General features: G+C 71.6%; 18 protein-coding genes. 13 read left to right on the top strand and 5 right to left on the bottom strand.

Annotation, left to right across the window (positions count from 1 at the left end):
- Positions 1-213: 213 nt before the first annotated feature.
- Complete coding sequence (locus ACIRB1_RS28595) at positions 214-2,817, bottom strand: DEAD/DEAH box helicase (protein ID WP_403467474.1); 2,604 nt, start codon at positions 2,815-2,817, stop codon at positions 214-216.
- Positions 2,818-3,296: 479 nt separating this feature from the next.
- Between ACIRB1_RS28595 and ACIRB1_RS28590 the strand changes: the two genes are divergently transcribed.
- A complete protein-coding gene (locus ACIRB1_RS28590; protein WP_266772237.1) occupies positions 3,297-4,034 on the top strand; it encodes a ferritin-like fold-containing protein in 738 nt (245 codons plus the stop codon).
- Positions 4,035-4,040: 6 nt separating this feature from the next.
- Here ACIRB1_RS28590 and ACIRB1_RS28585 read toward each other — a convergent pair whose 3' ends face one another.
- The 4 genes from ACIRB1_RS28585 to ACIRB1_RS28570 all read right to left on the bottom strand — a co-directional run bounded on the left by ACIRB1_RS28585 (position 4,041) and on the right by ACIRB1_RS28570 (position 5,986).
- Entirely contained in the window at positions 4,041-4,310 is a 270-nt protein-coding gene (locus ACIRB1_RS28585) for a hypothetical protein (protein ID WP_352180740.1), read from the bottom strand.
- Between the two features lie 214 nt (positions 4,311-4,524).
- Positions 4,525-4,752, bottom strand: a complete 228-nt coding sequence (locus ACIRB1_RS28580; RefSeq protein ID WP_352180739.1) for a DUF3107 domain-containing protein — start codon at positions 4,750-4,752, stop codon at positions 4,525-4,527.
- 141 nt (positions 4,753-4,893) lie between these two features.
- A complete protein-coding gene (locus ACIRB1_RS28575; protein WP_328932655.1) occupies positions 4,894-5,538 on the bottom strand; it encodes a TetR/AcrR family transcriptional regulator in 645 nt (214 codons plus the stop codon).
- A gap of 220 nt (positions 5,539-5,758) precedes the next feature.
- Positions 5,759-5,986: a hypothetical protein gene (locus tag ACIRB1_RS28570; protein ID WP_352180738.1), complete on the bottom strand. Its 228-nt coding sequence runs from the start codon at positions 5,984-5,986 to the stop codon at positions 5,759-5,761.
- A 186-nt stretch (positions 5,987-6,172) separates the two neighbouring features.
- On the opposite strand from ACIRB1_RS28570, the gene ACIRB1_RS28565 reads away from it, so the two are divergent.
- The 12 genes from ACIRB1_RS28565 to moeZ all read left to right on the top strand — a co-directional run bounded on the left by ACIRB1_RS28565 (position 6,173) and on the right by moeZ (position 22,638).
- Complete coding sequence (locus tag ACIRB1_RS28565; protein WP_352180737.1) at positions 6,173-7,402, top strand: alpha/beta hydrolase; 1,230 nt, start codon at positions 6,173-6,175, stop codon at positions 7,400-7,402.
- Positions 7,403-8,253: 851 nt separating this feature from the next.
- Positions 8,254-9,861: a DUF3152 domain-containing protein gene (locus tag ACIRB1_RS28560; RefSeq protein ID WP_403467473.1), complete on the top strand. Its 1,608-nt coding sequence runs from the start codon at positions 8,254-8,256 to the stop codon at positions 9,859-9,861.
- Positions 9,862-9,917: 56 nt separating this feature from the next.
- The gene (locus ACIRB1_RS28555; RefSeq protein WP_352180735.1) at positions 9,918-10,010 is read left to right on the top strand and encodes an Ms4533A family Cys-rich leader peptide; all 93 of its coding nucleotides are present in this window, start codon (positions 9,918-9,920) and stop codon (positions 10,008-10,010) included.
- Between the two features lie 204 nt (positions 10,011-10,214).
- A complete protein-coding gene (locus ACIRB1_RS28550) occupies positions 10,215-11,933 on the top strand; it encodes an ABC transporter substrate-binding protein (RefSeq protein WP_403467472.1) in 1,719 nt (572 codons plus the stop codon).
- 4 nt (positions 11,934-11,937) lie between these two features.
- Positions 11,938-13,137 carry an ABC transporter permease gene (locus tag ACIRB1_RS28545; protein WP_403467471.1) on the top strand — a complete coding sequence of 400 codons (1,200 nt, stop codon included), beginning with the start codon at positions 11,938-11,940 and terminating at the stop codon, positions 13,135-13,137.
- A complete protein-coding gene (locus ACIRB1_RS28540; protein WP_352180732.1) occupies positions 13,134-14,132 on the top strand; it encodes an ABC transporter permease in 999 nt (332 codons plus the stop codon). Before ACIRB1_RS28545 ends, ACIRB1_RS28540 begins: the two co-directional genes overlap by 4 nt.
- Positions 14,129-15,754 (top strand): dipeptide ABC transporter ATP-binding protein, encoded by a 1,626-nt coding sequence (locus ACIRB1_RS28535; RefSeq protein ID WP_403467470.1) that lies wholly within the window; start codon positions 14,129-14,131, stop codon positions 15,752-15,754. Before ACIRB1_RS28540 ends, ACIRB1_RS28535 begins: the two co-directional genes overlap by 4 nt.
- Before the next feature lie 303 nt (positions 15,755-16,057).
- Entirely contained in the window at positions 16,058-17,788 is a 1,731-nt protein-coding gene (locus tag ACIRB1_RS28530) for a DUF3492 domain-containing protein (protein WP_352180730.1), read from the top strand.
- A 536-nt stretch (positions 17,789-18,324) separates the two neighbouring features.
- A complete protein-coding gene (locus tag ACIRB1_RS28525) occupies positions 18,325-19,557 on the top strand; it encodes a hypothetical protein (protein ID WP_403467589.1) in 1,233 nt (410 codons plus the stop codon).
- 142 nt (positions 19,558-19,699) lie between these two features.
- Positions 19,700-20,659, top strand: coding sequence for an NAD(P)-dependent oxidoreductase (locus ACIRB1_RS28520; protein WP_033282020.1), 960 nt, complete (start codon positions 19,700-19,702; stop codon positions 20,657-20,659).
- A complete protein-coding gene (locus ACIRB1_RS28515) occupies positions 20,647-21,396 on the top strand; it encodes a spherulation-specific family 4 protein (RefSeq protein ID WP_403467469.1) in 750 nt (249 codons plus the stop codon). Before ACIRB1_RS28520 ends, ACIRB1_RS28515 begins: the two co-directional genes overlap by 13 nt.
- Positions 21,397-21,459: 63 nt before the next feature.
- Positions 21,460-22,638 carry an adenylyltransferase/sulfurtransferase MoeZ gene (moeZ, locus tag ACIRB1_RS28510; RefSeq protein ID WP_266772254.1) on the top strand — a complete coding sequence of 393 codons (1,179 nt, stop codon included), beginning with the start codon at positions 21,460-21,462 and terminating at the stop codon, positions 22,636-22,638.
- The last annotated feature ends 104 nt before the right edge of the window (positions 22,639-22,742 follow it).

The following is a 22,742-nucleotide window of genomic DNA, read 5'->3' as shown; positions in this document are numbered from 1 at the left end:
GCGAGCGCCAGGAAGGCATCGCCCAGGAGACGGGGAACGCCGACGGCCGCAGCTGAGGGGAACTGCTGGCGCCCGCAGCGGGCGTAGAACGCCGACGGCCGCAGCTGACGGGGACCGCCGACGCCCGCAGCGGACCTAAAACGCCGACGGCCCGGCCCATGTCGTATGGGTCGGGCCGTCGGCGTTGTGTCTGTGCTGAGTGCCGGGGGCGGATCAGCTCTCCGTTGCCTCCGCCGTGGCCGTCGCCGCGGTCTTGCGCGGGCGGCGGACCCTCGGCTTGGCCTCGGTGGTCTCCGGCGTCTCCACGACGACCGGGGCCTCGGCGGTCTTGCGGGTCGTACGACGACGCGGCTTGACGTCCGCCTCCTCGGTGACCTGTGCCGGGATCTCGGCGGTGGCGGCCGTCTTGCGGGTCCGGCGCGGCTTGGTCTCGACGGCCTCGGCCGTGTCGACCGCGGCTTCGGCGGCGACCGCGGTCTTGCGGGTGCGGCGGGGCTTCGGCTCGGCGACGACCTCGGCCGGTGCCTCTGCCGCAACGGCTGCCTTGCGCGTCCGGCGCGGCTTGGCCTCGACGGCCTCGGCCGTGTCGACCGCGGCCTCGGCGGCAGCCGCGGTCTTGCGGGTGCGACGGGGCTTCGGCTCGGCGACGACCTCGGCGGGTGCCTCCACGGCCACGGCTGCCTTGCGCGTCCGGCGCGGCTTCGCTTCCACGGCCTCCGCGGTGTCCACGGCGACGACCTCGGCCGGAGCCGCGGTCTTCCGGGTCCGCTTCGGCTTGGTCTCCGCCACGACCGGCGCTTCGACGGCCTCCACGACCGGCTCGGCGACCTTGCGGGTACGGCGCCGGGGCTTGTCCTGCTCCTCGACGACCTGCGCGGGGATGTCGGCGACGGCCTTGCGGGTCGCCGTACGACGACGCGGCTTGGTCTCCTCGACGGCCTCCACCGTTTCCACGACCTCGGCCGCCTCGACCGGCGCCGTGGTCTTCCGCGCCCTGGTCCGGCGCGGCTTGGTCTCGACGGCCTCGGCCGTGTCGACAGCGACCACCGCGGCGGCCTCGGTCTCGGCCACGACGGGCTCGGCAGCCTTACGGGTCCGGCGGCGCGGCTTCGTCTCCTCGGCCACCGGCGCTTCGGTCACCGGGGTCTCGGCCACCGGCGTCACCACCGCGGCCTCGGCCACCGGCTCCGCCGACTTCCGCGTCCGGCGGCGACGCGAAGTCGCCGTAGAGGCGTCCGCGGCCGGAGATTCGCCACTCTCCACGGCGCTTTCGGCGATCTCGGCCACGGGTGCGACCGCCGTGGCCGGCAGCTGCTCTCCCGTCGCTCCGTTACGCGTGCGGCGACGGCGGCGCGGGGTGCGTCCCGCCGTCTCCTCGGAGGGGGCCAGCGCGGTCTCCTCCGGCGTGGGCGTCACGGCCGTAGCCGCTGAAGTCGCTTCCATCGGGGTGCCGTTGCGGGTACGACGGCGGCGGCGCGGGGTGCGCGCGGCGCGCTCGGTGTCGTCGGAGCGGGACTCGTCGCGGGTGTGGCCACGGCCGTTGTCACGACCGCCCCTGCCACCGTCACGCCCGCCGCCGTCACGGCCACCACGACCGCCCCGGCCGCGCGGACCGCCACGGCCGCCGGTCTCGCCGAGGTCCTCGACCTCCTCCGCCGCCAGCCCGGCGCGCGTGCGCTCCGAGCGGGGCAGGACACCCTTGGTGCCGGCCGGGATGTTCATCTCCTCGAAGAAGTGCGGGGAGGTGGAGTACGTCTCCGGCGGGTCGTTGAACTTGAGGTCCAGTGCCTTGTTGATGAGCTGCCAGCGCGGGATGTCGTCCCAGTCGACGAGCGTGACCGCGATGCCCTTGGCGCCCGCGCGGCCGGTGCGGCCGATGCGGTGCAGGTAGGTCTTCTCGTCCTCGGGGGACTGGTAGTTGATGACGTGCGTGACGCCCTCGACGTCGATACCGCGCGCGGCGACGTCGGTGCAGACGAGCACGTCCACCTTGCCGTTGCGGAACGCGCGCAGCGCCTGCTCGCGGGCGCCCTGGCCGAGGTCGCCGTGGACCGCGCCGGAGGCGAAACCGCGCTGCTGGAGCTGGTCGGCGAGGTCGGCCGCCGTGCGCTTCGTACGGCAGAAGACCATGACCAGGCCCCGGCCCTCCGCCTGAAGGATGCGGGCGACCAGCTCGGGCTTGTCCATGTTGTGCGCGCGGTAGACGAACTGCTTGGTGTTCGCGACCGTCGTGCCCTCGTCGTCCGGCGACGTGGCGCGGATGTGCGTGGGCTGCGTCATGTAGCGGCGCGCGAGACCGATGACCGCGCCCGGCATGGTCGCCGAGAACAGCATCGTCTGACGGCGGGCCGGCAGGAAGTTGATGATCTTCTCGACGTCGGGCAGGAAGCCCAGGTCGAGCATCTCGTCGGCCTCGTCCAGGACGAGCGACCTGATGTGCTTGAGGTCGAGCTTCTTCTGGCCGGCGAGGTCGAGCAGACGGCCCGGGGTGCCGACGACGACGTCGACGCCCTTGCGGAGCGCCTCGACCTGCGGCTCGTAGGCCCGGCCGCCGTAGATGGCGAGGACGCGGACGTTACGCACCTTGCCCGCGGTCAGCAGGTCGTTCGTGACCTGCGTGCACAGCTCGCGGGTGGGCACGACGACGAGCGCCTGCGGGGCGTCGGTCAGCTGCTCGGGCTTGGCGCGGCCGGCCTCGACGTCGGCGGGGACGGTCACGCGCTCGAGGAGCGGGAGGCCGAAGCCGAGCGTCTTGCCGGTGCCGGTCTTGGCCTGGCCGATGACGTCCGTGCCGGAAAGGGCGACGGGGAGCGTCATCTCCTGGATCGGGAAGGGGGAGACGATACCGACGGCCTCAAGGGCCTCAGCGGTCTCGGGAAGGATTCCGAGCTCTCGGAAAGTAGTCAGGGTGCTGCCTCTTCTGTGTGCGCGGTGCGAGGCGAGCGCGGGGGTCGTGTCAGGACCGTGCCGGGACGTCGGCTGCCTTACGGACAACCCGTGAGGGCAAGCCGTACTGCACGGGACCACCGCCGACGCTCTAGCGCTCGAACCGCTGAGGGTCCCCCTCCGACCTCCGTACGCGGCGTGCCGTACGGGTGAGGAGGGCTGTCGGGTCGGAGCCGATCGGGCCACCGACCGGGCATCCTCATTCGTGCGGCCCGGCGAATACTCGGCGGGCGCATTACCACCATACCCCGGAATCACGCACATGCGTTGGCCGATTTGGTCACGTAGTCGTCGTCACACTGATTGACCAGGGACTTCCGCCGTGCTGTGAGCGGGCTATTGTGCGCTTCATGACGACCGCTGACAACGCCTCCGAAGCGCCCGCCGAACCCACCGGAGTCGCCGCCCAGGACTGGGCCACGGCCTCCGCCGACCCGCAGTACCGCAACGCGGTCGTGGACCTGCTCGGCGCGCTCGCGTACGGCGAGCTGGCGGCGTTCGAGCGGCTCGCGGAGGACGCGAAGCTTGCGCCGACGCTCGCCGACAAGGCGGAGCTGGCGAAGATGGCCTCGGCCGAGTTCCACCACTTCGAGCAGCTCAGGGACCGGCTCACGGAGATCGGCGCGGAGCCGACCGACGCGATGCAGCCGTTCGTCGCCGCGCTCGACGGCTTCCACCGGCAGACGGCGCCCTCGGACTGGCTGGAGGGGCTCGTCAAGGCGTACGTCGGCGACTCGATCGCCAGTGACTTCTACCGCGAGGTCGCCGCCCGCCTCGACAAGGACTCCCGGCTGCTCGTGCTCGGCGTCCTCGACGACACGGGGCACGCCAGCTTCGCCGTGGAAAAGGTACGCGCGGCGATCGACGCCGACCCGCGTGTGGGGGGCCGACTCGCCCTGTGGGCACGGCGGTTGATGGGTGAGGCGCTGTCGCAGTCGCAGCGGGTGGTGGCCGACCGGGACGCGCTGTCCACGATGCTCGTCGGGGGCGTGGCGGACGGGTTCGACCTCGCGGAGGTGGGCCGGATGTTCTCCCGGATCACCGAGGCGCACACCAAGCGGATGGCCGCTCTGGGGCTCGCCGCGTAAGCGTGGTCACGCGGGGGCGGACCGCCCCCGGAGTCGTCGCGCCGGGCGCAGCAGCAGGGAGAGCGAGGCCGCCGAGACGACCGCCGCGCCCAGCAGGCTCGGCAGTCCGCTGCCCGGGCCCAGCGCGCTGTGGGTGACGAAGTCACCGAAGAGGGCTCCCGCGACACCCGTCGAGAACACCAGGGGGCGGGTCGGCAGACGCTGTGCGAGCCGGTGAGTGGCGGCCCAGGCGAGCAGCACACCCAGCACAGCGGAGCCGAGCGCTTCCAGGATCATCACGGGGGTCCCTCCCACGGTCGGCCTGCGTAACGCGTTCGTAGCCCGTCATACCCGTGACCTGCGGAATGCAATCCTCCCCTGTGGGGGACTTGTGCTCCATCTGTGGCGAAAAGGCCGATGGGCACACAGGTGGAAAACCGATGGGCGCAGCGGTGGAAACACGAGGGGCCCGGTGACCTTGACGGTCACCGGGCCCCTCGTCCGTTCGCGACTACAGCGCGCCGAAGCCCACCTTGCGCGGGGCCGCCTCGCCGAGCTCGACATAGGCGAGCCGGTCGGCGGGGACGAGGACCTTGCGTCCGTGCTCGTCCACCAGGCTCAGCAGCGGAGACTTCCCGGTCAGCGCCTCGGCCACGGCCTGCTCGACCTCTTCGGCGCTCTGACCGGTCTCCAGAACGATCTCGCGAGGCGTGTGCAGCACGCCGATCTTGACCTCCACGGCTATGTCCCTCCGGTCAGCAAAGTGCGCGATCATCCGCGCCGTACGCAGCACACACTAGCCCGGCGAGGGGACGTCCATGTTCCGCGCGAGAACGCCAGGAGCGAACAGTCCCCGGGAACAAATCCGGGCCTACGGCGGTCAGTGGTGCTGTTCGCTGCCGTGCAGCGGGAAACCGGCGATGCCGCGCCACGCCAGCGAGGCCAGCAGCTGGACCGCCTGGTCGCGCGGGACGCTGCGGTCGCTGTGCAGCCAGGAACGGGCGACGACCTGGGCGAGACCGCCGAGACCCGAGGCCAGCAGCATCGACTCGGCGCGCGACAGACCGGTGTCCTCGGCGATGACGTCGCAGATCGCCTCGGCGCACTCGTTGGTCACCTTGTCGACGCGAGCGCGCACGGCGGGCTCGTTCGTCAGGTCCGACTCGAAGACCAGCCGGAAGGCGCCGCCGTCGTCCTCGACGTAGGCGAAGTACGCGTCCATGGTCGCGCGGACGCGCTGCTTGTTGTCCGACGTCGACGCGAGCGCGGTCTGCACCGCCTGGATCAGCGACTCGCAGTGCTGGTCGAGAAGGGCGAGGTAGAGGTCGAGCTTGCCCGGGAAGTGCTGGTAGAGCACGGGCTTGCTGACGCCGGCGCGCTCGGCGATGTCGTCCATCGCGGCCGCGTGGTACCCCTGTGCGACGAAAACCTCCTGGGCGGCGCCCAGCAGCTGGTTCCGTCGGGCACGGCGCGGCAGGCGCGTGCCCCGCGGGCGCGCCGCCTCTGTCTGCTCGATGGCTGTCACGCCGCCTCCCAAAGTCGTCCTCATGCGGTGAGCGCCGCGCGGCCATCGTACTTTTCGGTAACCGTGGTGTGCGCGGTGCGAGCGCAGAATTTCACGGACCGGACGGCGGGGAAAGCGGCGCAAAGTGTTTCGAAGGTGGATGGAGCGGGCAGAGGTGCGCGGTTCACCGCCCGTTTTCGGCCCTCCATAAGGGCGGTGACCGCGGTGACGACCAGGACCGTCAGCGATAGTCGTCCTCATCCTGGGAGACGACCCGCGCCTGTTCGATGACATCGGCTACGTCGGCCTCGCCCACGGAGTCCGGGTCCACAGCGGTGAGTGGATCGCCGCCGTCCGGTGTCACGTCGGCCGACTGCTCGGCGGCGTCGTCCTCGGGGGCCTCGACATCGAGCTCGGGGGTGGCGTTCTCGTCCGCGAAGGTCTCGGGATCTGTGGGGTCGACGGCCATGGCGGGCTCCCTTCCTGGACCGGATACGTCGTTACGTCTCTGTACGGGTGCCCTGTTACGAGCGTAGGAGACACCTGATCCGTACGCCATGCCATGCGGGGCCCGGACGGGGTGACGAGGGGGCGTGACCTGGCCTGTGATGGCGAACACATGAGCCACTGCGTGATCGTCTCGTAACATTGGCGCATGTCTTCGACAGAGCTGCCTACCGCGTCGGCCGCCAGCGTGCTCCCCAAGGTGGCGCCCGTCAGGGTCGGCGAGGGGGAGCGGCTCAGGTCGGTCGGGCTGCCGGGGATCACACTGACCGTGCGGTCCAGGCCACCGGCGCGCGAAGGCCTCCCGCCCGCGCTCTACGTCCACGGACTCGGCGGTTCCTCGCAGAACTGGTCGCAGCTCATGGCCGAGCTGGACGGCCAGGTCGACAGCGAGGCCCTCGATCTGCCGGGCTTCGGCGACTCCCCGCCCCCGGACGACGGCGACTACTCCGTCACCGGGCACGCGCGCGCGGTCATCCGTTACCTCGACGCGGCCGGGCGCGGCCCGGTGCACCTCTTCGGCAACTCGCTCGGCGGCGCGATCAGCACGCGCGTGGCCGCGGTCCGCCCGGACCTGGTCCGCACGCTCACGCTGATCTCCCCGGCCCTCCCGGAGATCCGCGTCCAGCGCTCGGCCCTGCCCACGGCACTGCTCGGCGTCCCCGGCATCGCGGCCCTCTTCACCCGCATCAGCAGGGAGTGGACCGCCGAACAACGCGTCCGCGGCGTCCTCGGCCTCTGCTACGGCGATCCCGGCCAGGTCACCCCGGAGGCGTTCCGTTACGCGGTCGAGGAGTTGGAGCGACGCCTCCAACTCCCGTACTTCTGGGACGTGATGGCCCGCTCTTCCCGGGGCATCGTGAACGCGTACACCCTGGGCGGCCAACACGGGCTCTGGCGCCAGGCCGAACGCGTCCTCGCCCCCACCCTCCTCGTCTACGGCGGCCGCGACCAACTCGTCGGCTACCGCATGGCCCAGCGCGCGGCCCGAGCGTTCCGGGACTCCCGCCTGCTGTCCCTGCCGGACGCGGGGCATGTCGCGATGATGGAGTATCCCGAGACGGTGGCCACGGCGTTCCGTGAACTGCTCGCGGACACGGGGGAGTTGGATGAGCGGGAGGAGTCGGTGGGCTCTTCCGGGCGGGCGGGTGCGGATTCCGGGGCGAGTGTGGGTGCGGATTCCCCGAGGGGGCGTCGTTCGGCTGAGGGGGACGGTTTCGGCCGAGGTGGCGGGGGTGGGGCGCGAGGGTCCCGGGGTGGCGGTTCGGTGAGTACGGTGAGGGGTGCCGGCGGCGCGGGAGCGGGAGCGGGCGCGGGAACTGGTTCCGGTGCCGGCACCGGGGGCGATGGCAAGGCTGACGATACGAACGCGGGGAGTTGAGGGGCGACGTGGGACGCCATAGTCGCCGTAGGTCCCCTGCGAAGGGTGACTCCGCGGGCGAGGGGATGGGGACAGGGTCGGGGGATGGCGCGGGGGATGCGCGGGATTCCGCTCGGCGGGACGGTCGGGGTGAGCGGGAGGTAGCTCGGGGTTCCCGGCAGGACGGTCAGGGGTCCCGGGAGAGCGTTCGGGGTTCTCGACAGGGCGCTCAGGGGCCTGGTGAGGGGCTGACTTCTCGGGAGGGGCAGGTTTCTCGGGAGGGTCAGGGGGCGGCGCTGTCTGGTCAGCGAGGGGCTCGGCCTTCGGGTAGGGCGCCTGGTCAGCCAGGGCCGCGTCTTCCGGATGACGCGTCTGGTCAGCGGCGGCCTCGGCTTTCGGGCGAGGTGCCTGGTCAGCAGGGGGCTCGACTTTCCGACGGAACGCCTGCCCGTGGCGTGCCTGGTTTTCAGGGTGGGACTCCGGCGCGGGGTGTACCGCGTGTCCAGGAGGCGGTGCCCGCGCGGGGTGGGATGGGTTCCGGGGATGGGACTCCCGCTCACGGTGTGCCGCGCTTCCAAGGGACGCCGCCCGCGCAGGGTGGGTCGCGTTCTGGGGATGGGACTCCGGCCCGCGGTGTTCCGCGTTTCCCGGGGCAGCCGCCCGTTCAAGGGGGCCCGCGACTTCCCGATGGCACCCCCGCTCACGGCGTGCCGCGCTTCCAGGGGACGCCGCGTGTTCAAGGGGAGCAGGGTTTTCCGGACGTGACGCCGGTTCATGGGTCGCCGCGGTTCTTTGGTGGTGGGCCTGACGCCGGAGGGGTGCGTCTTCCTGATGGCACTCCCGCGCGCGGGGGCCCGCGTTCGCCTGACGGCATGCCCGTGCAGGGTGCGTCGGGTCTCCGGGACGGGACTCCCGCGCATGGTTTTCCCCGGCTTCCGGACGGGACCCCGGCCCACGGGTTTCCGAGGCTGCCCGACGGGACTCCGGCTCGCGGTGTTCCGCGTGTGCCCGACGGCACCCCGGCGCACGGCACACCCCGTTTCTCCGACGGCACCCCGGCGCATGGCTTTCCGCGGCTGCCGGACGGTTTCCCCGCGCGGGATATGCCCCGTTCAGCTGACGGGACCCCGGCCCACGGCACGCCTCGTTTTTCAGACGGAACCCCGGCCCACGGCACGCCTCGTTTCTCCGACGGCACCCCGGCCCATGGAACCCCTCGCTTCTCCGAGGGGACCCCGGCCCACGGCACCCCGAGGCCGCACGACGGCACCCCCCGCACCCCCGCCGGTCACCCCGAGCAGCCCGAATCCGGGGGAGCCTGGGGTGAGTTGAGAGGGCGTACCGGTGTTGGAGCCGGCGGTCCGCGCGGCGGCTCTCCGGGGGCCGGTGCGTCCCAAGTCCCGGGCGCCGGTACGGCCTCCGGCCCGGCGGGAACCGGGGTGCCCATACCCCGTCAGCGCCAGGCCCCTGAAGCCGCACCCCAGCGACGCCGTCACGGCGGTCGGGGTCCCCGGCAGGAGTACGTCGACGCGTTCGAGGCGGAGGATGACGTCTTCGCGCCCCGGAGCGCGGTCGCGACGAACGCCTCCGACCCGTACGGCTCCGTCACCGAGTGGACGCCCGAGACCGACGCCGACGGCGCGCCCCCTGCCGAGCAGGACTCCGCGCCCGCGCCCGCGAAGGGCCGTAAGGGACGGACGTACACCGGTATCGCGGCCGCCGCCGTCACCACCGTGCTGGCCGTCGTCGTGGCCGGGCAGGTGGCCAAGGACGGCAACGGGGACGGGGTGCAGTCGCGGGCGGCGACCGATCAGGCGCGGGACGCGCGCGAGAGCGCCTCGGCGCAGGCCGACCCGTCGAGCTCGCCACGGCTGGTGGCGCTGACGTACGCCGAGAAGATGGCCAAGAAGTACCCGCTCGGCGCGAAGCTCAAGGGGCCGGACAAGTTCGATGCGGTGCCGGGTGTCGACAAGGCGCCCGGCAAGGGGCGCAAGTACACGTACCGAGTGGATGTGGAGAAGGGGCTCGGGCTCGACGGGACGCTCTTCGCGGAGGCCGTGCAGAAGACGCTGAACGACAAGCGGAGTTGGGCCCACAACGGCGCCCGTACCTTCGAGCGGATCTACACGGGCAAACCGGACTTCGTCATCACCTTGGCCAGCCCTGGTACTACCGCCACGTGGTGCGCCAAGTCGGGACTCGACACCACCGAGGACAATGTGTCGTGTGACTCAGCCGCCACCGAACGCGTGATGATCAACGCGTATCGATGGGCTCAGGGGTCGACGACATATGGGGACAAGATGTACGCGTACCGACAGATGTTGATCAATCACGAGGTTGGTCACCGTCTCGGCTACGGGCACGTCACCTGCGACAAGGACGGCGAGTTGGCCCCGGTCATGCAGCAGCAGACCAAGTTCCTCGATCATGACGGCATCCACTGCCTCGCCAACCCCTGGCCGTACCCGGGCAGTTGACAGGCGACGCTTATGTCACATTGACACGAGCCGCAACTTCCTTCATATTTTTGGGCATGTGGTCTAGTCATGTCCCGAGCCGCGCCGCCATCGAGCTGGCGCTCATCGGCGTGACCCCGCTCTGCGTGGCCGACATTCTCTGTCGCTGAACACCGCCCCCTGGCGTTCGTGTCGCGACCCGCACCACCATGCCCTTGCCGGATGAACCAGGCAGGGATTTCTCGACGACCTGACGCCGGGGCAGACGGCTGTTCACTCCCGTCTCACTCCTCGTCCATCAGTCTCACCATTCGAGAAGTCTCCTGGAAACCCCCGCGAGACCCTCGAAAGTCACCCGAGAGGTCGTCATTCCGATGCGTCAACCGTCCGTCATAGCCCGGCGCGTGGCCGTGGCATCCGTCAGCCTGGCCGTGGCAGCGGGTGCCGCCGCCTGCGGGCCGAAGGACAACGATGCCAAGGGCTCCGGTGGAGACTCCACGCCGCACAAGGGCGGCACGCTCACGGTGCTGAACTCGCAGCCCCAGGAGGACTTCGACCCCGCCCGCCTGTATACGTCAGGCGGCGGCAACGTCCCCTCCCTCGTCTTCCGCACCCTCACCACCCGCAACCGCGAGAACGGCGCGGCCGGCGCCAAGGTCGTCCCGGACCTCGCCACCGACACCGGGCGCCCCAACAAGGACGCGACCGAGTGGACGTACACCCTGAAGAAGGGCCTCAAGTACGAGGACGGTACGGCGATCACCTCGGCCGACATCAAGTACGGCATCGAGCGCTCCTTCGCCCCCGAACTCTCCGGCGGCGCACCCTACTTGCGGGACTGGCTGGTCGGCGCGGCCGACTACCAGGGGCCCTACAAGGACAAGAAGGGGCTCAGCGCGATCGAGACCCCGGACAGCCGGACCATCGTCTTCCATCTGAACAAGCCCGAGGGCGAGTTCCCCTACCTCGCCACGCAGACGCAGTTCACGCCCGTCCCGAAGGCGAAGGACACGGGGACGAAGTACGAGCAGCACCCGATCTCCTCGGGGCCGTACAAGGTCGTCAGCAACCAGAACGACGGTGAGACGATCGTCCTGGAGCGCAACACGTACTGGTCCACCGCGACGGACGCCGAACGCAAGGCCTACCCGGACAAGATCGACGTCAAGTCCGGGCTCGACTCGTCCGTGATCAACCAGCGGCTCTCCGCGTCCCAGGGTGCGGACGCCGCCGCCGTCACGACGGACACGAACCTCGGTCCCGCGGAGCTGGCCAAGGTGACCGGCGACAAGGCGCTGGCGGCACGCGTCGGCACCGGGCACTTCGGTTACACGAACTACATCGCGTTCAACCCCAAGGTCGCGCCGTTCAACAACGTCAAGGTGCGCCAGGCGATCTCGTACGCCATCGACCGGTCGTCCGTGGTGAACGCGGCGGGCGGTTCGTCCCTGGCCGAGGCCGCGACCACCTTCCTGCCGAACCAGAAGTCCTTCGGCTACGACCCCTACGACCTGTTCCCGGCGGGCGCGTCCGGCAACGCGGCGAAGGCCAAGGAACTGCTGAAGGAGGCCGGTTACCCGAAGGGGGTCACCGTCACCCTGACGCACTCCAACGACAAGGACTTCGAGACCAGCCCGGAGATCGCGACCGCGATCCAGGACGCGCTCAAGAAGGCCGGCATCACCGTCAAGCTCCAGGGCCTGGAGAGCAACGACTACAAGGACAAGATCCACAGCGTCAAGACCGAGCCGGGCTTCTTCCTCGCCCACTGGGGTGCCGACTGGCCCTCCGGCGGTCCCTTCCTCGCCCCGATCTTCGACGGCCGTCAGATCGTCAAGGACGGCGCCAACTTCAACACCGGCCTGCTCAACGACAAGTCCGTCAATGACGAGATTGACTCGATCAACAAGTTGACGAATCTTGACGAGGCCGCCAAGCGGTGGGGCGCACTGGACAAGAAGATCGGCGAGCAGGCCCTGACCGTGCCGCTGTTCCACCCCGTCTACAAGCGACTGGTCGGCAAGGACATCAAGAACGTCGTCATCAGCGACTGGACCGGCGTCCTGGACATCTCCCAGGTCGCGGTCAAGTAACCCCATGAGCGAGGCACTTGTCGCCTCCCAGACCGCCGGGACGGACATCTCCGTCCCGGCGGTCTCGGGGGCCCGTCAGTTCTGGCGGCGGCTGCGAGCGCAGCGCGCCGCCCTCGTCGCGGCGGCCGTCGTCGCCCTGCTCGTCCTGGTCGCGCTCGCCGCGCCGCTGCTCACCGCCATCGAGGGCCAGGACCCGTTCACCTACCACCCCTCGCTCATCGACTCCGCGCGCGGCGGTGTGCCGACCGGCTCCTTCGGGGGCATCACCGGCGACCACTGGCTCGGCATCGAACCGCAGACCGGGCGCGACCTGTTCGCCCGGCTCGCCTACGGCGCCCGGGTCTCCCTGGGCGTCGCGCTGGGGGCGACCGTCGTCCAGGTCTTCGTCGGTGTCGTGATCGGCGTCGCCGCCGGGCTCGGGAGCCGATGGGTTGATCAACTGTTGAGCCGGGTCACCGACATCATCGTGGCGATGCCGTTGATGATCATGTCGTTGGCGCTGCTCGCGATCGTCCCCGACAGCTTTCCGCGCCCCCTGCTGGTCGCCCTGGTCATCGGCCTGATCGCCTGGGGCAACGTCGCGAAGATCGTGCGCGCCCAGACCCTGACCCTCAAGGAACTCGACTACGTCGCCGCCGCCCGGCTCAGCGGCTGGGGCACCTGGCGCATCGCCCGCCGCGAACTGCTGCCCGGCCTGGCCGCGCCCGTCATCACGTACTCCGCGCTCCTCTTCCCGATGAACATCAGCGCCGAGGCGGCCCTGTCCTTCCTCGGCGTCGGCGTGAAGCCGCCGACGCCCTCCTGGGGACAGATGCTCACCGCCGCCGACGTCTGGTACCAGGCCGCGCCGCAGTACCTGCTGCTGCCCGCCGGCGCCCTGTTCGTCACCGTGCTCTCCCTGACCGTCCTCGGCGACGGCGTCCGCACCGCCCTCGACCCCCGCGCGGCATCCCGCCTGCGCGTCGGCACCGGGCGCAAGCGCGAGGCGAAGGCGGACGCGAAGTCCGGTCGATCAACGGTTGACCCGAGCGTCAAGGCCGTCAAGACATCCGACGCGGGCGTCAATGACGTCAAGTCGGCCGACGTGGGAGTCAACACGATCAAGTCGACCGACACGAGCGTCAACAACGTCACGTCGACCGAGGCGAGCATCAACAACATCACGTCGACCGAGGCGCGCGGCAAGAAGGAGGACCCGGCATGAGCGGCTTCGGAGGCTTCGTCCTGCGCCGGGCCATCGGCACCGTGATCACCCTGCTCGCCATCTCGGTGATCATCTACGTGGTCTTTTACGCCACTCCCGGCAACGTCGCCCAGATCACCTGCGGTCCGCGCTGCTCCCCGGAGCAAGTGCACCAGGTCGCCCAGCAGTTGAGGCTCGACGACCCGCTGTACCTCCGCTACTGGCACTTCCTCCAGGGCATCCTCGTCGGCACGGACTACTCGACGGGCACCTCGGTCGAGCACTGCGCGGCGCCCTGCCTCGGCCAGTCGTACCAGGGCGACCGGCAGGTCACCCAGCTGATCCTGTCGAAGCTGCCGGTCAGCCTGTCCCTGGTGTTCGGCGCGATGGTCCTGTGGCTGATCCTCGGCGTCGGCACGGGCATCCTGTCCGCCTGGCGGCGCGGCCGGTTCACCGAGCGCCTGCTGACCGGCATCACCCTCGCGGGCGTCGCCACCCCGGTGTTCGTGATCGGCCTCGTCCTGATGATCGTCGTCTGCGGACAGCTGGAACTGCTGCCCTTCCCGCAGTACGTCAGCCTCACCGACGACCCCGAACAGTGGGCCTGGAACCTGCTCCTGCCCTGGCTGTCGCTGGCCCTCATCGAGGCCGCCACGTTCGCCCGGCTCACCCGGGCGTCGATGCTGGAGACCCTCGCCGAGGACCACATCCGCACCTTCCGCGCGTACGGCGTCGGCGAGCGGTCCATCATCGGGCGGCACGCGCTGCGCGGGGCGCTCGCGCCGGTCATCGCGCTCAACGCCAACAACGTCGGTTCGGCGGTCGGCGGCGCGGTCCTCACCGAGACGCTCTTCGGACTGCCCGGCATCGGACAGGAACTCGTCCACGCCGTCAATGTCGTCGATCTGCCGGTGGTCGTCGGCATGGTCCTGGTCATCGGCTTCTTCGTGGTCATCGCCAACGCCGTCGCGGACGTGCTGTACGCGGTGGCCGACCGACGGGTGGTGCTCGCATGAGTTCGCTGGACGGCTCGACCAACGCCTCGGCGGATGCCCTGGTGCACGTCACCGACCTGACGGTCGCGTTCGGCTCCCTGCGGGCCGTCGACGGCCTCTCCTTCACGCTGGAGAAGGGCGCCGCCCTCGGCCTGGTCGGCGAGTCGGGCTCGGGCAAGTCCACGGTCGCCTCGGCCCTGTTGGGGCTGCACCGCGGCACGGGCGCCGACGTCGGAGGCTCGGTCCGCTTGGCCGGCACCGACGTACAGGAGGCGTCCGACGCGGAGCTGCGGCGGCTGCGCGGCGGCAAGGCCGCGATGGTCTTCCAGGACCCGCTGTCGTCCCTGGACCCGTACTACGCGATCGGCGACCAGATAGCCGAGGTCTACCGCGTCCACACGCGCGTGTCCCGTCGGGCCGCACGCGCGCGTGCCGTCGACGTCCTGGAACGCGTCGGAATTCCGGACGCGGTACGGCGGTCCCGTTCGCGTCCGCACGAGTTCAGCGGCGGCATGCGGCAGCGCGCCCTCATCGCGATGGCGCTCGCCTGCGAACCGGACCTCCTGATCGCCGACGAGCCCACGACGGCACTGGACGTGACCGTCCAGGCGCAGATCCTCGACCTGCTGCACACGCTGCGCGAGGAGACCGGCCTCGGGCTGCTGCTCGTCACGCACGACGTGGGTGTCGCCGCCGAGAGCGTCGACGAGATCCTCGTCATGCGGCACGGGCGCGCCGTCGAACACGGGCCGGTGGACACCGTGCTCGGGGCGCCGGCCGAGGCGTACACCCGAGACCTGCTCGGCGCGGTCCCGCGCGTGGACGCCCCGCGCGCCCGCTCGGCGGCGCCCTCGGCGCCCGAGGAGGTCGTCCTGGAGGCAACGGGCCTGCGGCGTGAATTCGGTCGCGGGAAGCGGGCGTTCGCCGCTGTGGACGACGTGTCGCTGACCATCCACCGGGGCGAGACCCTCGGCATCGTCGGCGAGAGCGGCAGCGGCAAGACGACACTGGGCCGGATGCTGGTCGGGCTCCTGGAGCCGACGGCCGGCGAGATCAAGCCAGGCGGAGGGGTCCGCCCCGACGTCCAGATGGTCTTCCAGGACCCCGTCTCCTCCCTCAACCCCCGCCGCAGCGTGGGCGAGTCGATCGCCGACCCGCTTCGCGCGCGGGGCGAACTCGACGAGGAGAGCATCCGGGGGCGCGTACGCGAACTCCTGGAGCGCGTGGGGCTCGAAGCGGCGCACTACGACCGCTACCCGCACGAGTTCAGCGGGGGCCAGCGCCAGCGCGTGGGCATCGCACGGGCGCTCGCGGCCGACCCGCGCGTGATCGTGTGCGACGAGCCGGTCTCCGCGCTCGACGTCACCACACAGGCCCAGGTCGTCGCCCTGCTCGGCGAACTCCAGCGCGAACTGGGCCTCGCGCTCGTGTTCGTCGCCCACGACCTCGCCGTCGTCCGCCAGGTCAGCGACCGGGTCGCGGTGATGCGCCGCGGGAGGATCGTTGAACAAGGCCCCGCAGACGAGGTCTACGACGCGCCCAAGGACCCGTACACGAAGCAGCTCCTGGCCGCCGTACCGGCCCTCGATCCCCAGGTCGCGGCGCGACGCAGAGCGGCCAGGCGGGAGTTGGCGACGACGTGACGGTCGCGTGGCGACGACGGGACGGTGCCGTCCTCACGACGGTACGGTCCCCTCGCGACGACGTGACCGACACGTCGCTACGGCGCCGTAGCGACGGCACGTCAACGGCCTGACGTTCCGTGCGCGACTGATCTCTTAGCGCGACCGAACGCGACCCGCACGGGAAAGTTACGCCTGTTCACCCCTTTTGGTGGCGCGATGGACAACCGTCCGTCGCGCCACCGCCTTGTCCGCATACGTTCGTCCCGCTGCGAGCCGCCGGGTCGACGGCGGCTCCCCATATGGGAGATCGGGGGTGTACCCGTGCGCATAGGACTCCTTACGGAGGGTGGCTATCCGTATGTGAGCGGTGACGCCAGGCTCTGGTGCGACCGGCTCGTACGCGGGCTCGGGCAGCACCAGTTCGACATCTACGCGCTCAGCCGCAGCGAGCGCCAGGAGCGCGAGGGCTGGCTCGAACTGCCGCCCCAGGTCAGCCGGGTGCGCACCGCGCCGCTGTGGAGCGCCGAGGACGACGGGGTGACCCTCGGGCGCCGCGCACGCCGGCGGTTCGCCGAGTGCTACGAGGAGTTGGCGGCCGTGCTGTGCGCGGGCGACGGCCGGGTCGCGGAGCCTTCGGAAGGGGCGCAGGGCGAGCAGGGGGCGCCCTCCGCCGATGTGGCGGACCGTTTCGCCAACGCGCTCTACGGGCTCGCGGAACTCGCCCGCGACGAGGGCGGACTCGTCGGCGCGCTGCGCTCCGAGAGCGCCGTACGCACGCTCGAACGCGCCTGTCGCGCGCCCGGCGCACTCCGCACCGCCCGCGAGGCGCGCGTACCCGAACTCCTCACCGTCGCCGCCCACTTGGAACGAGCCCTGCGCCCGCTCTCCCTCGACTGGTACGAGGACGACGCCCTCGGCTCCGTGGACCTCTGCCACGCGACGGCCGGCGGCACCGCGGCCCTGCCCGGGCTGCTCGCCCGCCACTTCGCGGGCGTACCGCTGCTGGTGACCGAGTACGGCGTGCAGCTGCGCACGCACTACCTGGCCTCCGCCGACGCCCCGCCCGCCGTACGGGCGCTGCTCGCCGCCTTCCACGGCAGGCTGGCCGCCGAGATCTACCGGCAGGCCGAGTTGATCACCCCGGGCAACGGCCACACCCGGCGCTGGCAGGAACGCTGCGGCGCCGACCGCACGAAACTGCGCACGGTCCACCCCGGCATGGAGGCGACCCGCTTCGCGGAGGTGGGCGAGGCGCCCGACGGCGCGGACCCGGACACGCTGGTGTGGGTCGGCCGGATCGAACCCGCCAAGGACCTGATCTCCCTGCTGCACGCCTTCGCGGAGATCCGCAAGGAGGAGCCGAAGGCGCGGCTGCGGATCGTCGGCGCTCCCTCCGGCGCCGAGGGCCAGGCGTACCTCGGCCACTGCCGGGCGCTGGCCGCCCAGCTCTTCCCCGACGAGGCCGAGGGCGTGCACGCGGTCGGCGACAACCCGGTGTCCTTCGAGGAGATCGGCGGCCCGGAGGCCCCGACGCTCGCCGAGGCGTACGCGGCCGGCACGGTGATCGTCCTGTCGAGCGTCGTCGAGGGCTTCCCGGTCGGCCTGGTCGAGGCCATGTTCTGCGGCCGGGCGACCGTGTCCACGGACGTCGGCGCGGTCGTCGAGGTCATCGGCGGCACGGGACTCGTCGTACCCCCGCGCAATCCGCGGGCGCTCGCGGAGGCGTGCGTGAGCCTGTTGCGCGATCCGGAGCGCCGCGAGCGGCTGGGTGCCGCCGCACGCGCCCGCGCGCTCGAACTGTTCACCGTCGAGCAGAACATCGCGGCATTTCACGGCATTTACCTGGAGATCGTCTCGCACTCACCGGTCCGCCGGGTCGTCCTCGACGAGGCGGGCGAACCCCTCCCCTTCGCGGCCCCCGCCGAGGGCCACGTGCCCGGCCGCTGGACCGGCCCCATGGCCCGCGTCGTGGCCCGCGGCGGCCCCACCTGGGCGACAGGAGCACCGGTACGCGCCACACCTCCCCTCCCCGCCACGGAGGCAGCCCGATGAGCGGCCTCGGCGAACTCGACCGCCCCGGGACGCCCGGCAGCGCCGACGCGTGGGATGCGCGGTCGGAGCAGTGGCTCGAAGGGAATCGAGAGGCGCAGGCGGAGACGGAGACGGGCACGGAGGCGGCGGCGCCGGGCGAGCCGTCGGCAGCGGGGCAGCACGGCAGCGATGACGTGCGTGGTGCCGTCGCCCGTGCTGAAGCTCGGCCGGTTGGTGGGCCGGGCGCCGGGCCGAACGCCGGTGATGTGCCTGTTGCCGTGGACCTTGCCGAGGCCTTGTCGACCGCTGGCCAAGACGCCGGTGATGCCCGTGCCGCCGTGGATCTCGCCGAAGCCCTGCCGGACGCCGGGCCGGATGCCGGTTATGTGCGCACGGCCCTGGACCTCGGCGAAGCCCTGCCGAACGTCGGGCCGGATGCCGATGCCGTCCGTCCCGCCGTCGGCCTTGCCGAGGCCTCGTCGGCTGCCGGGCCGGATGCCGGTGATGTGCGTACGGCCGTGGATCTCGCCAAAGCTCCGTCAGTCGTCGGCCAGGGCATCAACGCCGACGCCCTGACCACCCCCGCCCCACGCGCCCCCCGCCCCTCGGCCGACCCGGGGCAACCACACCCCGGCACGGCGCACGCACCCGCTCCCCGCGCGGTCGACCGCAAGCCCGCCACCCCCGCCCGGCGTGGTGCCGCCGACCCCGTGAAGGCGCTGATGCACCGTCACCGTGAGCTGTGCGAACGGGCCGTCGACCCCCTGGAGATCGCGGCGGGCCTTGAGGCGCACGGTGTCACCGATCGGACCGCCGCGCGCTTCCGGCACCGGGACGTGTTCTCGCTCGCCGAGGAGATGTACGCCCGCGTGCCCCGCGACGACGCGGCGCCCGCGCACGCCGGCCCCGTCACCGAACCGGCGCCCCGAGCGACCTGGGCCTTACTCGCCCTGCTGCCCGGAGTCCTCTGCGCGGCGACCGTCACCGGTGTACGGCTCACGGACGGTCGGCTGCGGCTGACGGTGGCCGTCGTCGGCGTGCTCGCGGTGGCCCTCGGTGTGCGCGTCGCCCTCAGCCGCGGCCCCTTGAGCAACCCGCCCGGCACGCACGCGTGGCGCACACCCCCCGGCACCCGCCTGTGGACGTACTGGCTCCTCGCCTACGCCCTCCTCGGCGACGGACTGCTCCGCGGCACCGACGACGGTGGCCCCGACGGGCTGCCGACCGGCCTCGCGGGCGGCCTCTGGCCCACGGCCACCGCGCCGGTCCTCGCCCTCACCCTGGCCTGCGCCCCCGCGGCCTGGTGCGCGCACCACTTCGCCGTGCGCGCCCGCCGCAAACTCGCGACCAGCCGTGGGCTCGAGGACTTCGCCGACTCCGCGCAGCCGCTGCTGCTCGGCACGTTCGCCTTGTTCGTGTGTGCCCTGACCGCCCTCCTCGCGCTCTGCGGCGCGGCCCTGGACGAGCCCGCCGCGTACGCCCAAGGGATCACCCTGGGTGCCCTGTTGCTCCTCGCCCGCCTCCTCACCGTCCACGGTTTCACCCACGCCCCGACCGTCGCCCTCGGCGCGGCGGCCGTGACGGAGGGAACCGCCCTGGCCGTCGATCTCATCGGACGGCTCCCCGGCTGCGGCTTCCTGGCCACCCCGGTCGAAACCGTCCTGGACTCCCTGGGCCCCGGCGGCATCCCCGCCCTGGCCTGCGGAGGAGCCGCCCTGATCCTCCTGTTCCACACCACCCGCACGCTGACCAGAGCCTCCGCGCACGCGCCGACGAACGAGCCGCGGTGACCGGCCGTGCCCCGCACCGGGCAGAGCCGTCGCCCCGTCGCAGGCGCCCGGCCCCACCGCCGGAGGCAACCGCATCACCCTGTGAAGGAGAACACCAGATGATCACCTCCCGATCCGGAGAGTCGGCCCGGGGAGCCGTCCGATGAGGGTCCTGCTGATCGGAGCCAACGGCTACCTCGGCCGCTTCGTCGCCGACCGCCTGCTCGCCGACCCGGCCGTCCAGCTCACCGCGCTCGGCCGCGGCGACGACGCCGACGTCCGCTTCGACCTCGCGACCGGCAGCCCCGGAGCGCTCACCCGCTTCCTGGACGCCGTCCACCCCGGAGTCGTCATCAACTGCGCCGGTGCCACCAGAGGCGGCGCCCGCGAACTCACCCGCCACAACACCGTCGCCGTCGCCACCGTCTGCGAGGCCCTGCGCCGCAGCGGCTGCGGGGCCCGGCTGGTGCAGATCGGGTGCGGCGCGGAGTACGGCCCGAGCCAGCCCGGTTCCTCCACGGCCGAGGACGCCGTACCCCGCCCCGGCGGCCCGTACGGCGTCAGCAAACTCGCCGCCACCGAACTGGTCCTGGGCTCCGGTCTCGACGCCGTGGTGCTGCGCGTCTTCTCACCCGCGGGGCCGGGCACCCCCGCGGGCTCCCCGCTCGGCCGGCTCGCCGAGGCCATGCGCCGGGCCATGCAGTCCGGCGACGGCGAACTCAAGCTTGGCGGCCTCGGCGCACAGCGCGACTTCGTCGACGTACGGGACGTGGCCCGCGCCGTGCACGCCGCCTCGCTCTCCGCCGCGCAGGGCGTCATCAACATCGGCTCCGGCCGCGCGGTCCGGCTGCGCGACGCCGCCGCGGTCCTCGCCCGGGTCGCCGGATACGGCGGCGCGCTGCACGAACTCGACGGCCCTCCCGGCCCGTTGCGCGCAGCCATCGGCCACCCCCGCACCGACCCCGACCACGCGGCCCCGGTCGCGTACCCGTACCCGGACGGCTGCGGGAGCTGGCAGCAGGCCGATGTGCGCACCGCGCGCGACCGGCTCGGCTGGCGGCCCCGGATCAACCTGGAGGAGTCCCTCGCCGACATCTGGATGGAGGCGGCATGCCGCATCTGACCAGTACGACCCCGGGCACCACGAGCACCGGTGTCCGCACCGGCTTCGGCGTCCCCGGCTACGCGCACCCCCTCGTCGCCCCGGCCGAATGGGGCGAACTCACCCGCCCCGGGACCCCCTTGCACTGGGTCGTCCTCAACGTCTCCTCCGGCCCGGGGGACCGCCCCGACCCGCACTGCCTGGAGGCGGCCGGGCGGCTGAGCAACGCGGGCGTCCGGGTCCTCGGCCACCTCGACGTAGCCCACGGCGCCCGTGCCTTCGGCGATCTGGTCTCCGAGGCGCACCGCTACCGCGACTGGTACCGCGTCGACGGCTTCCTCCTGGAGCGCTGCCCCACCGAACGCGCCCAACTCCCGGAGACCCGCCGCACGGTCACCGCGCTCCGCGAGCTCCGGGACGGCGCCCACATCGTCCTGGGGCACGGAACTCATCCGTACCCCGGATACGCCGAGTGCGCCGACCAGTTGGTGACCTTCTCCGGGCCCTGGAGCGACTACCGCTGGTCGCAGGTGGCCGAGTGGACCGCCGACTACCCGCCCGAGCGGTTCTGCCACTTCGTGCACGGCGTCCCGCGCGGCCATCTCGACGAGGCGCTGCGCATAGCCCGCTGGCAGGGCGCCTCGACCATCTACTTCACCGACCGCACCGATCACGGCGGCCGCACCGACCCCTGGGAGACCATGCCCGGCTACTGGGACGAGATCGTCTCGCGGATCGGAACGGGTGTCTCGGAATGAAGAAGGGCATGGCAGTGTTACGGGGAGAACAACTGTAGTGATTGACCGACCAACGGAGTCCCCGTGTCGCTGCCACCCCTGGTCGAGCCGGCTGCCGAGCTCACCGTAGACGAGGTCCGCAGGTACTCCCGCCACCTGATCATTCCCGACGTGGGCATGGACGGGCAGAAGCGGCTGAAGAACGCCAAGGTGCTCTGTGTGGGCGCCGGCGGTCTGGGCTCGCCGGCGCTGATGTACCTGGCCGCGGCGGGCGTGGGCACGCTCGGCATCGTGGAGTTCGACGAGGTCGACGAGTCGAACCTCCAGCGCCAGATCATCCACAGCCAGGCCGACATCGGCCGCTCCAAGGCCGAGTCGGCGCGCGACTCCGTGCTGGGCATCAACCCGTACGTGAACGTGGTCCTGCACGAGGAGCGGCTCGAGGCCGAGAACGTGCTGGACATCTTCCGCGAGTACGACCTGATCGTCGACGGCACGGACAACTTCGCGACCCGCTACCTGGTCAACGACGCGGCCGTCCTGCTGAACAAGCCGTACGTGTGGGGTTCGATCTACCGCTTCGACGGCCAGGCCTCCGTCTTCTGGTCCGAGCACGGCCCCTGCTACCGCTGCCTCTACCCGGAGCCCCCGCCCCCCGGCATGGTCCCCTCCTGCGCCGAGGGCGGCGTCCTGGGCGTGCTGTGCGCGTCCATCGGCTCCATCCAGGTCACCGAGGCGATCAAGGTCCTCACCGGCGTCGGCGACCCGCTCGTCGGCCGCCTGATGATCTACGACGCCCTGGAGATGCAGTACCGCCAGGTCAAGGTCCGCAAGGACCCCAACTGCGCGGTCTGCGGGGAGAACCCGACCGTCACCGAGCTCATCGACTACGAGGCCTTCTGCGGAGTCGTCTCCGAGGAGGCACAGGAGGCGGCCGCCGGTTCGACGATCACTCCCAAGCAGCTCAAGGAATGGATCGACGACGGCGAGAACATCGAGATCATCGATGTCCGCGAGGTCAACGAGTACGAGATCGTCTCGATCCCCGGCGCCAAGCTGATCCCCAAGAACGAGTTCCTCATGGGCACCGCCCTGGAGACCCTCCCGCAGGACAAGAAGATCGTCCTGCACTGCAAGACGGGTGTCCGCAGTGCGGAGGTCCTCGCGGTCCTCAAGTCCGCCGGCTTCGCGGACGCGGTCCACGTCGGCGGCGGTGTGATCGGCTGGGTCAACCAGATCGAGCCGGACAAGCCCGTCTACTAGACGCACGCTTTCCCGGGAGGGGCTCGGCACCACACGTGCCGGGCCCCTTTCCGCTGCCTCCGCCGTCCCTGTCGCCCCCGTAGTCTCTGTCGCTCCGGTCGCTC

The sequence above is a fragment of the Streptomyces sp. NPDC096013 genome (assembly GCF_044763565.1).
In the GTDB taxonomy this organism is placed as follows: Bacteria; Actinomycetota; Actinomycetes; order Streptomycetales; family Streptomycetaceae; genus Streptomyces.
The sequence above is the reverse complement of the archived record's forward strand: the minus strand, read 5'-3'. Positions and strand labels throughout refer to the sequence as shown.

Excerpts from the sequence above, each read along its gene's own strand:
- ACIRB1_RS28555 (WP_352180735.1), top strand. The coding sequence starts at position 9,918 with ATGTGGTCTAGTCATGTCCCGAGCCGCGCCGCCATCGAGCTGGCGCTC.
- ACIRB1_RS28570 (WP_352180738.1), bottom strand. The coding sequence starts at position 5,986 with ATGGCCGTCGACCCCACAGATCCCGAGACCTTCGCGGACGAGAACGCC.
- ACIRB1_RS28565 (WP_352180737.1), top strand. The coding sequence starts at position 6,173 with ATGTCTTCGACAGAGCTGCCTACCGCGTCGGCCGCCAGCGTGCTCCCC.
- ACIRB1_RS28535 (WP_403467470.1), top strand. The coding sequence starts at position 14,129 with ATGAGTTCGCTGGACGGCTCGACCAACGCCTCGGCGGATGCCCTGGTG.
- ACIRB1_RS28540 (WP_352180732.1), top strand. The coding sequence starts at position 13,134 with ATGAGCGGCTTCGGAGGCTTCGTCCTGCGCCGGGCCATCGGCACCGTG.
- ACIRB1_RS28585 (WP_352180740.1), bottom strand. The coding sequence starts at position 4,310 with ATGATCCTGGAAGCGCTCGGCTCCGCTGTGCTGGGTGTGCTGCTCGCC.
- ACIRB1_RS28595 (WP_403467474.1), bottom strand. The coding sequence starts at position 2,817 with ATGACGCTCCCCGTCGCCCTTTCCGGCACGGACGTCATCGGCCAGGCC.
- ACIRB1_RS28590 (WP_266772237.1), top strand. The coding sequence starts at position 3,297 with ATGACGACCGCTGACAACGCCTCCGAAGCGCCCGCCGAACCCACCGGA.
- ACIRB1_RS28550 (WP_403467472.1), top strand. The coding sequence starts at position 10,215 with ATGCGTCAACCGTCCGTCATAGCCCGGCGCGTGGCCGTGGCATCCGTC.
- ACIRB1_RS28545 (WP_403467471.1), top strand. The coding sequence starts at position 11,938 with ATGAGCGAGGCACTTGTCGCCTCCCAGACCGCCGGGACGGACATCTCC.
- ACIRB1_RS28515 (WP_403467469.1), top strand. The coding sequence starts at position 20,647 with ATGCCGCATCTGACCAGTACGACCCCGGGCACCACGAGCACCGGTGTC.
- ACIRB1_RS28520 (WP_033282020.1), top strand. The coding sequence starts at position 19,700 with ATGAGGGTCCTGCTGATCGGAGCCAACGGCTACCTCGGCCGCTTCGTC.
- ACIRB1_RS28560 (WP_403467473.1), top strand. The coding sequence starts at position 8,254 with ATGCCCGTGCAGGGTGCGTCGGGTCTCCGGGACGGGACTCCCGCGCAT.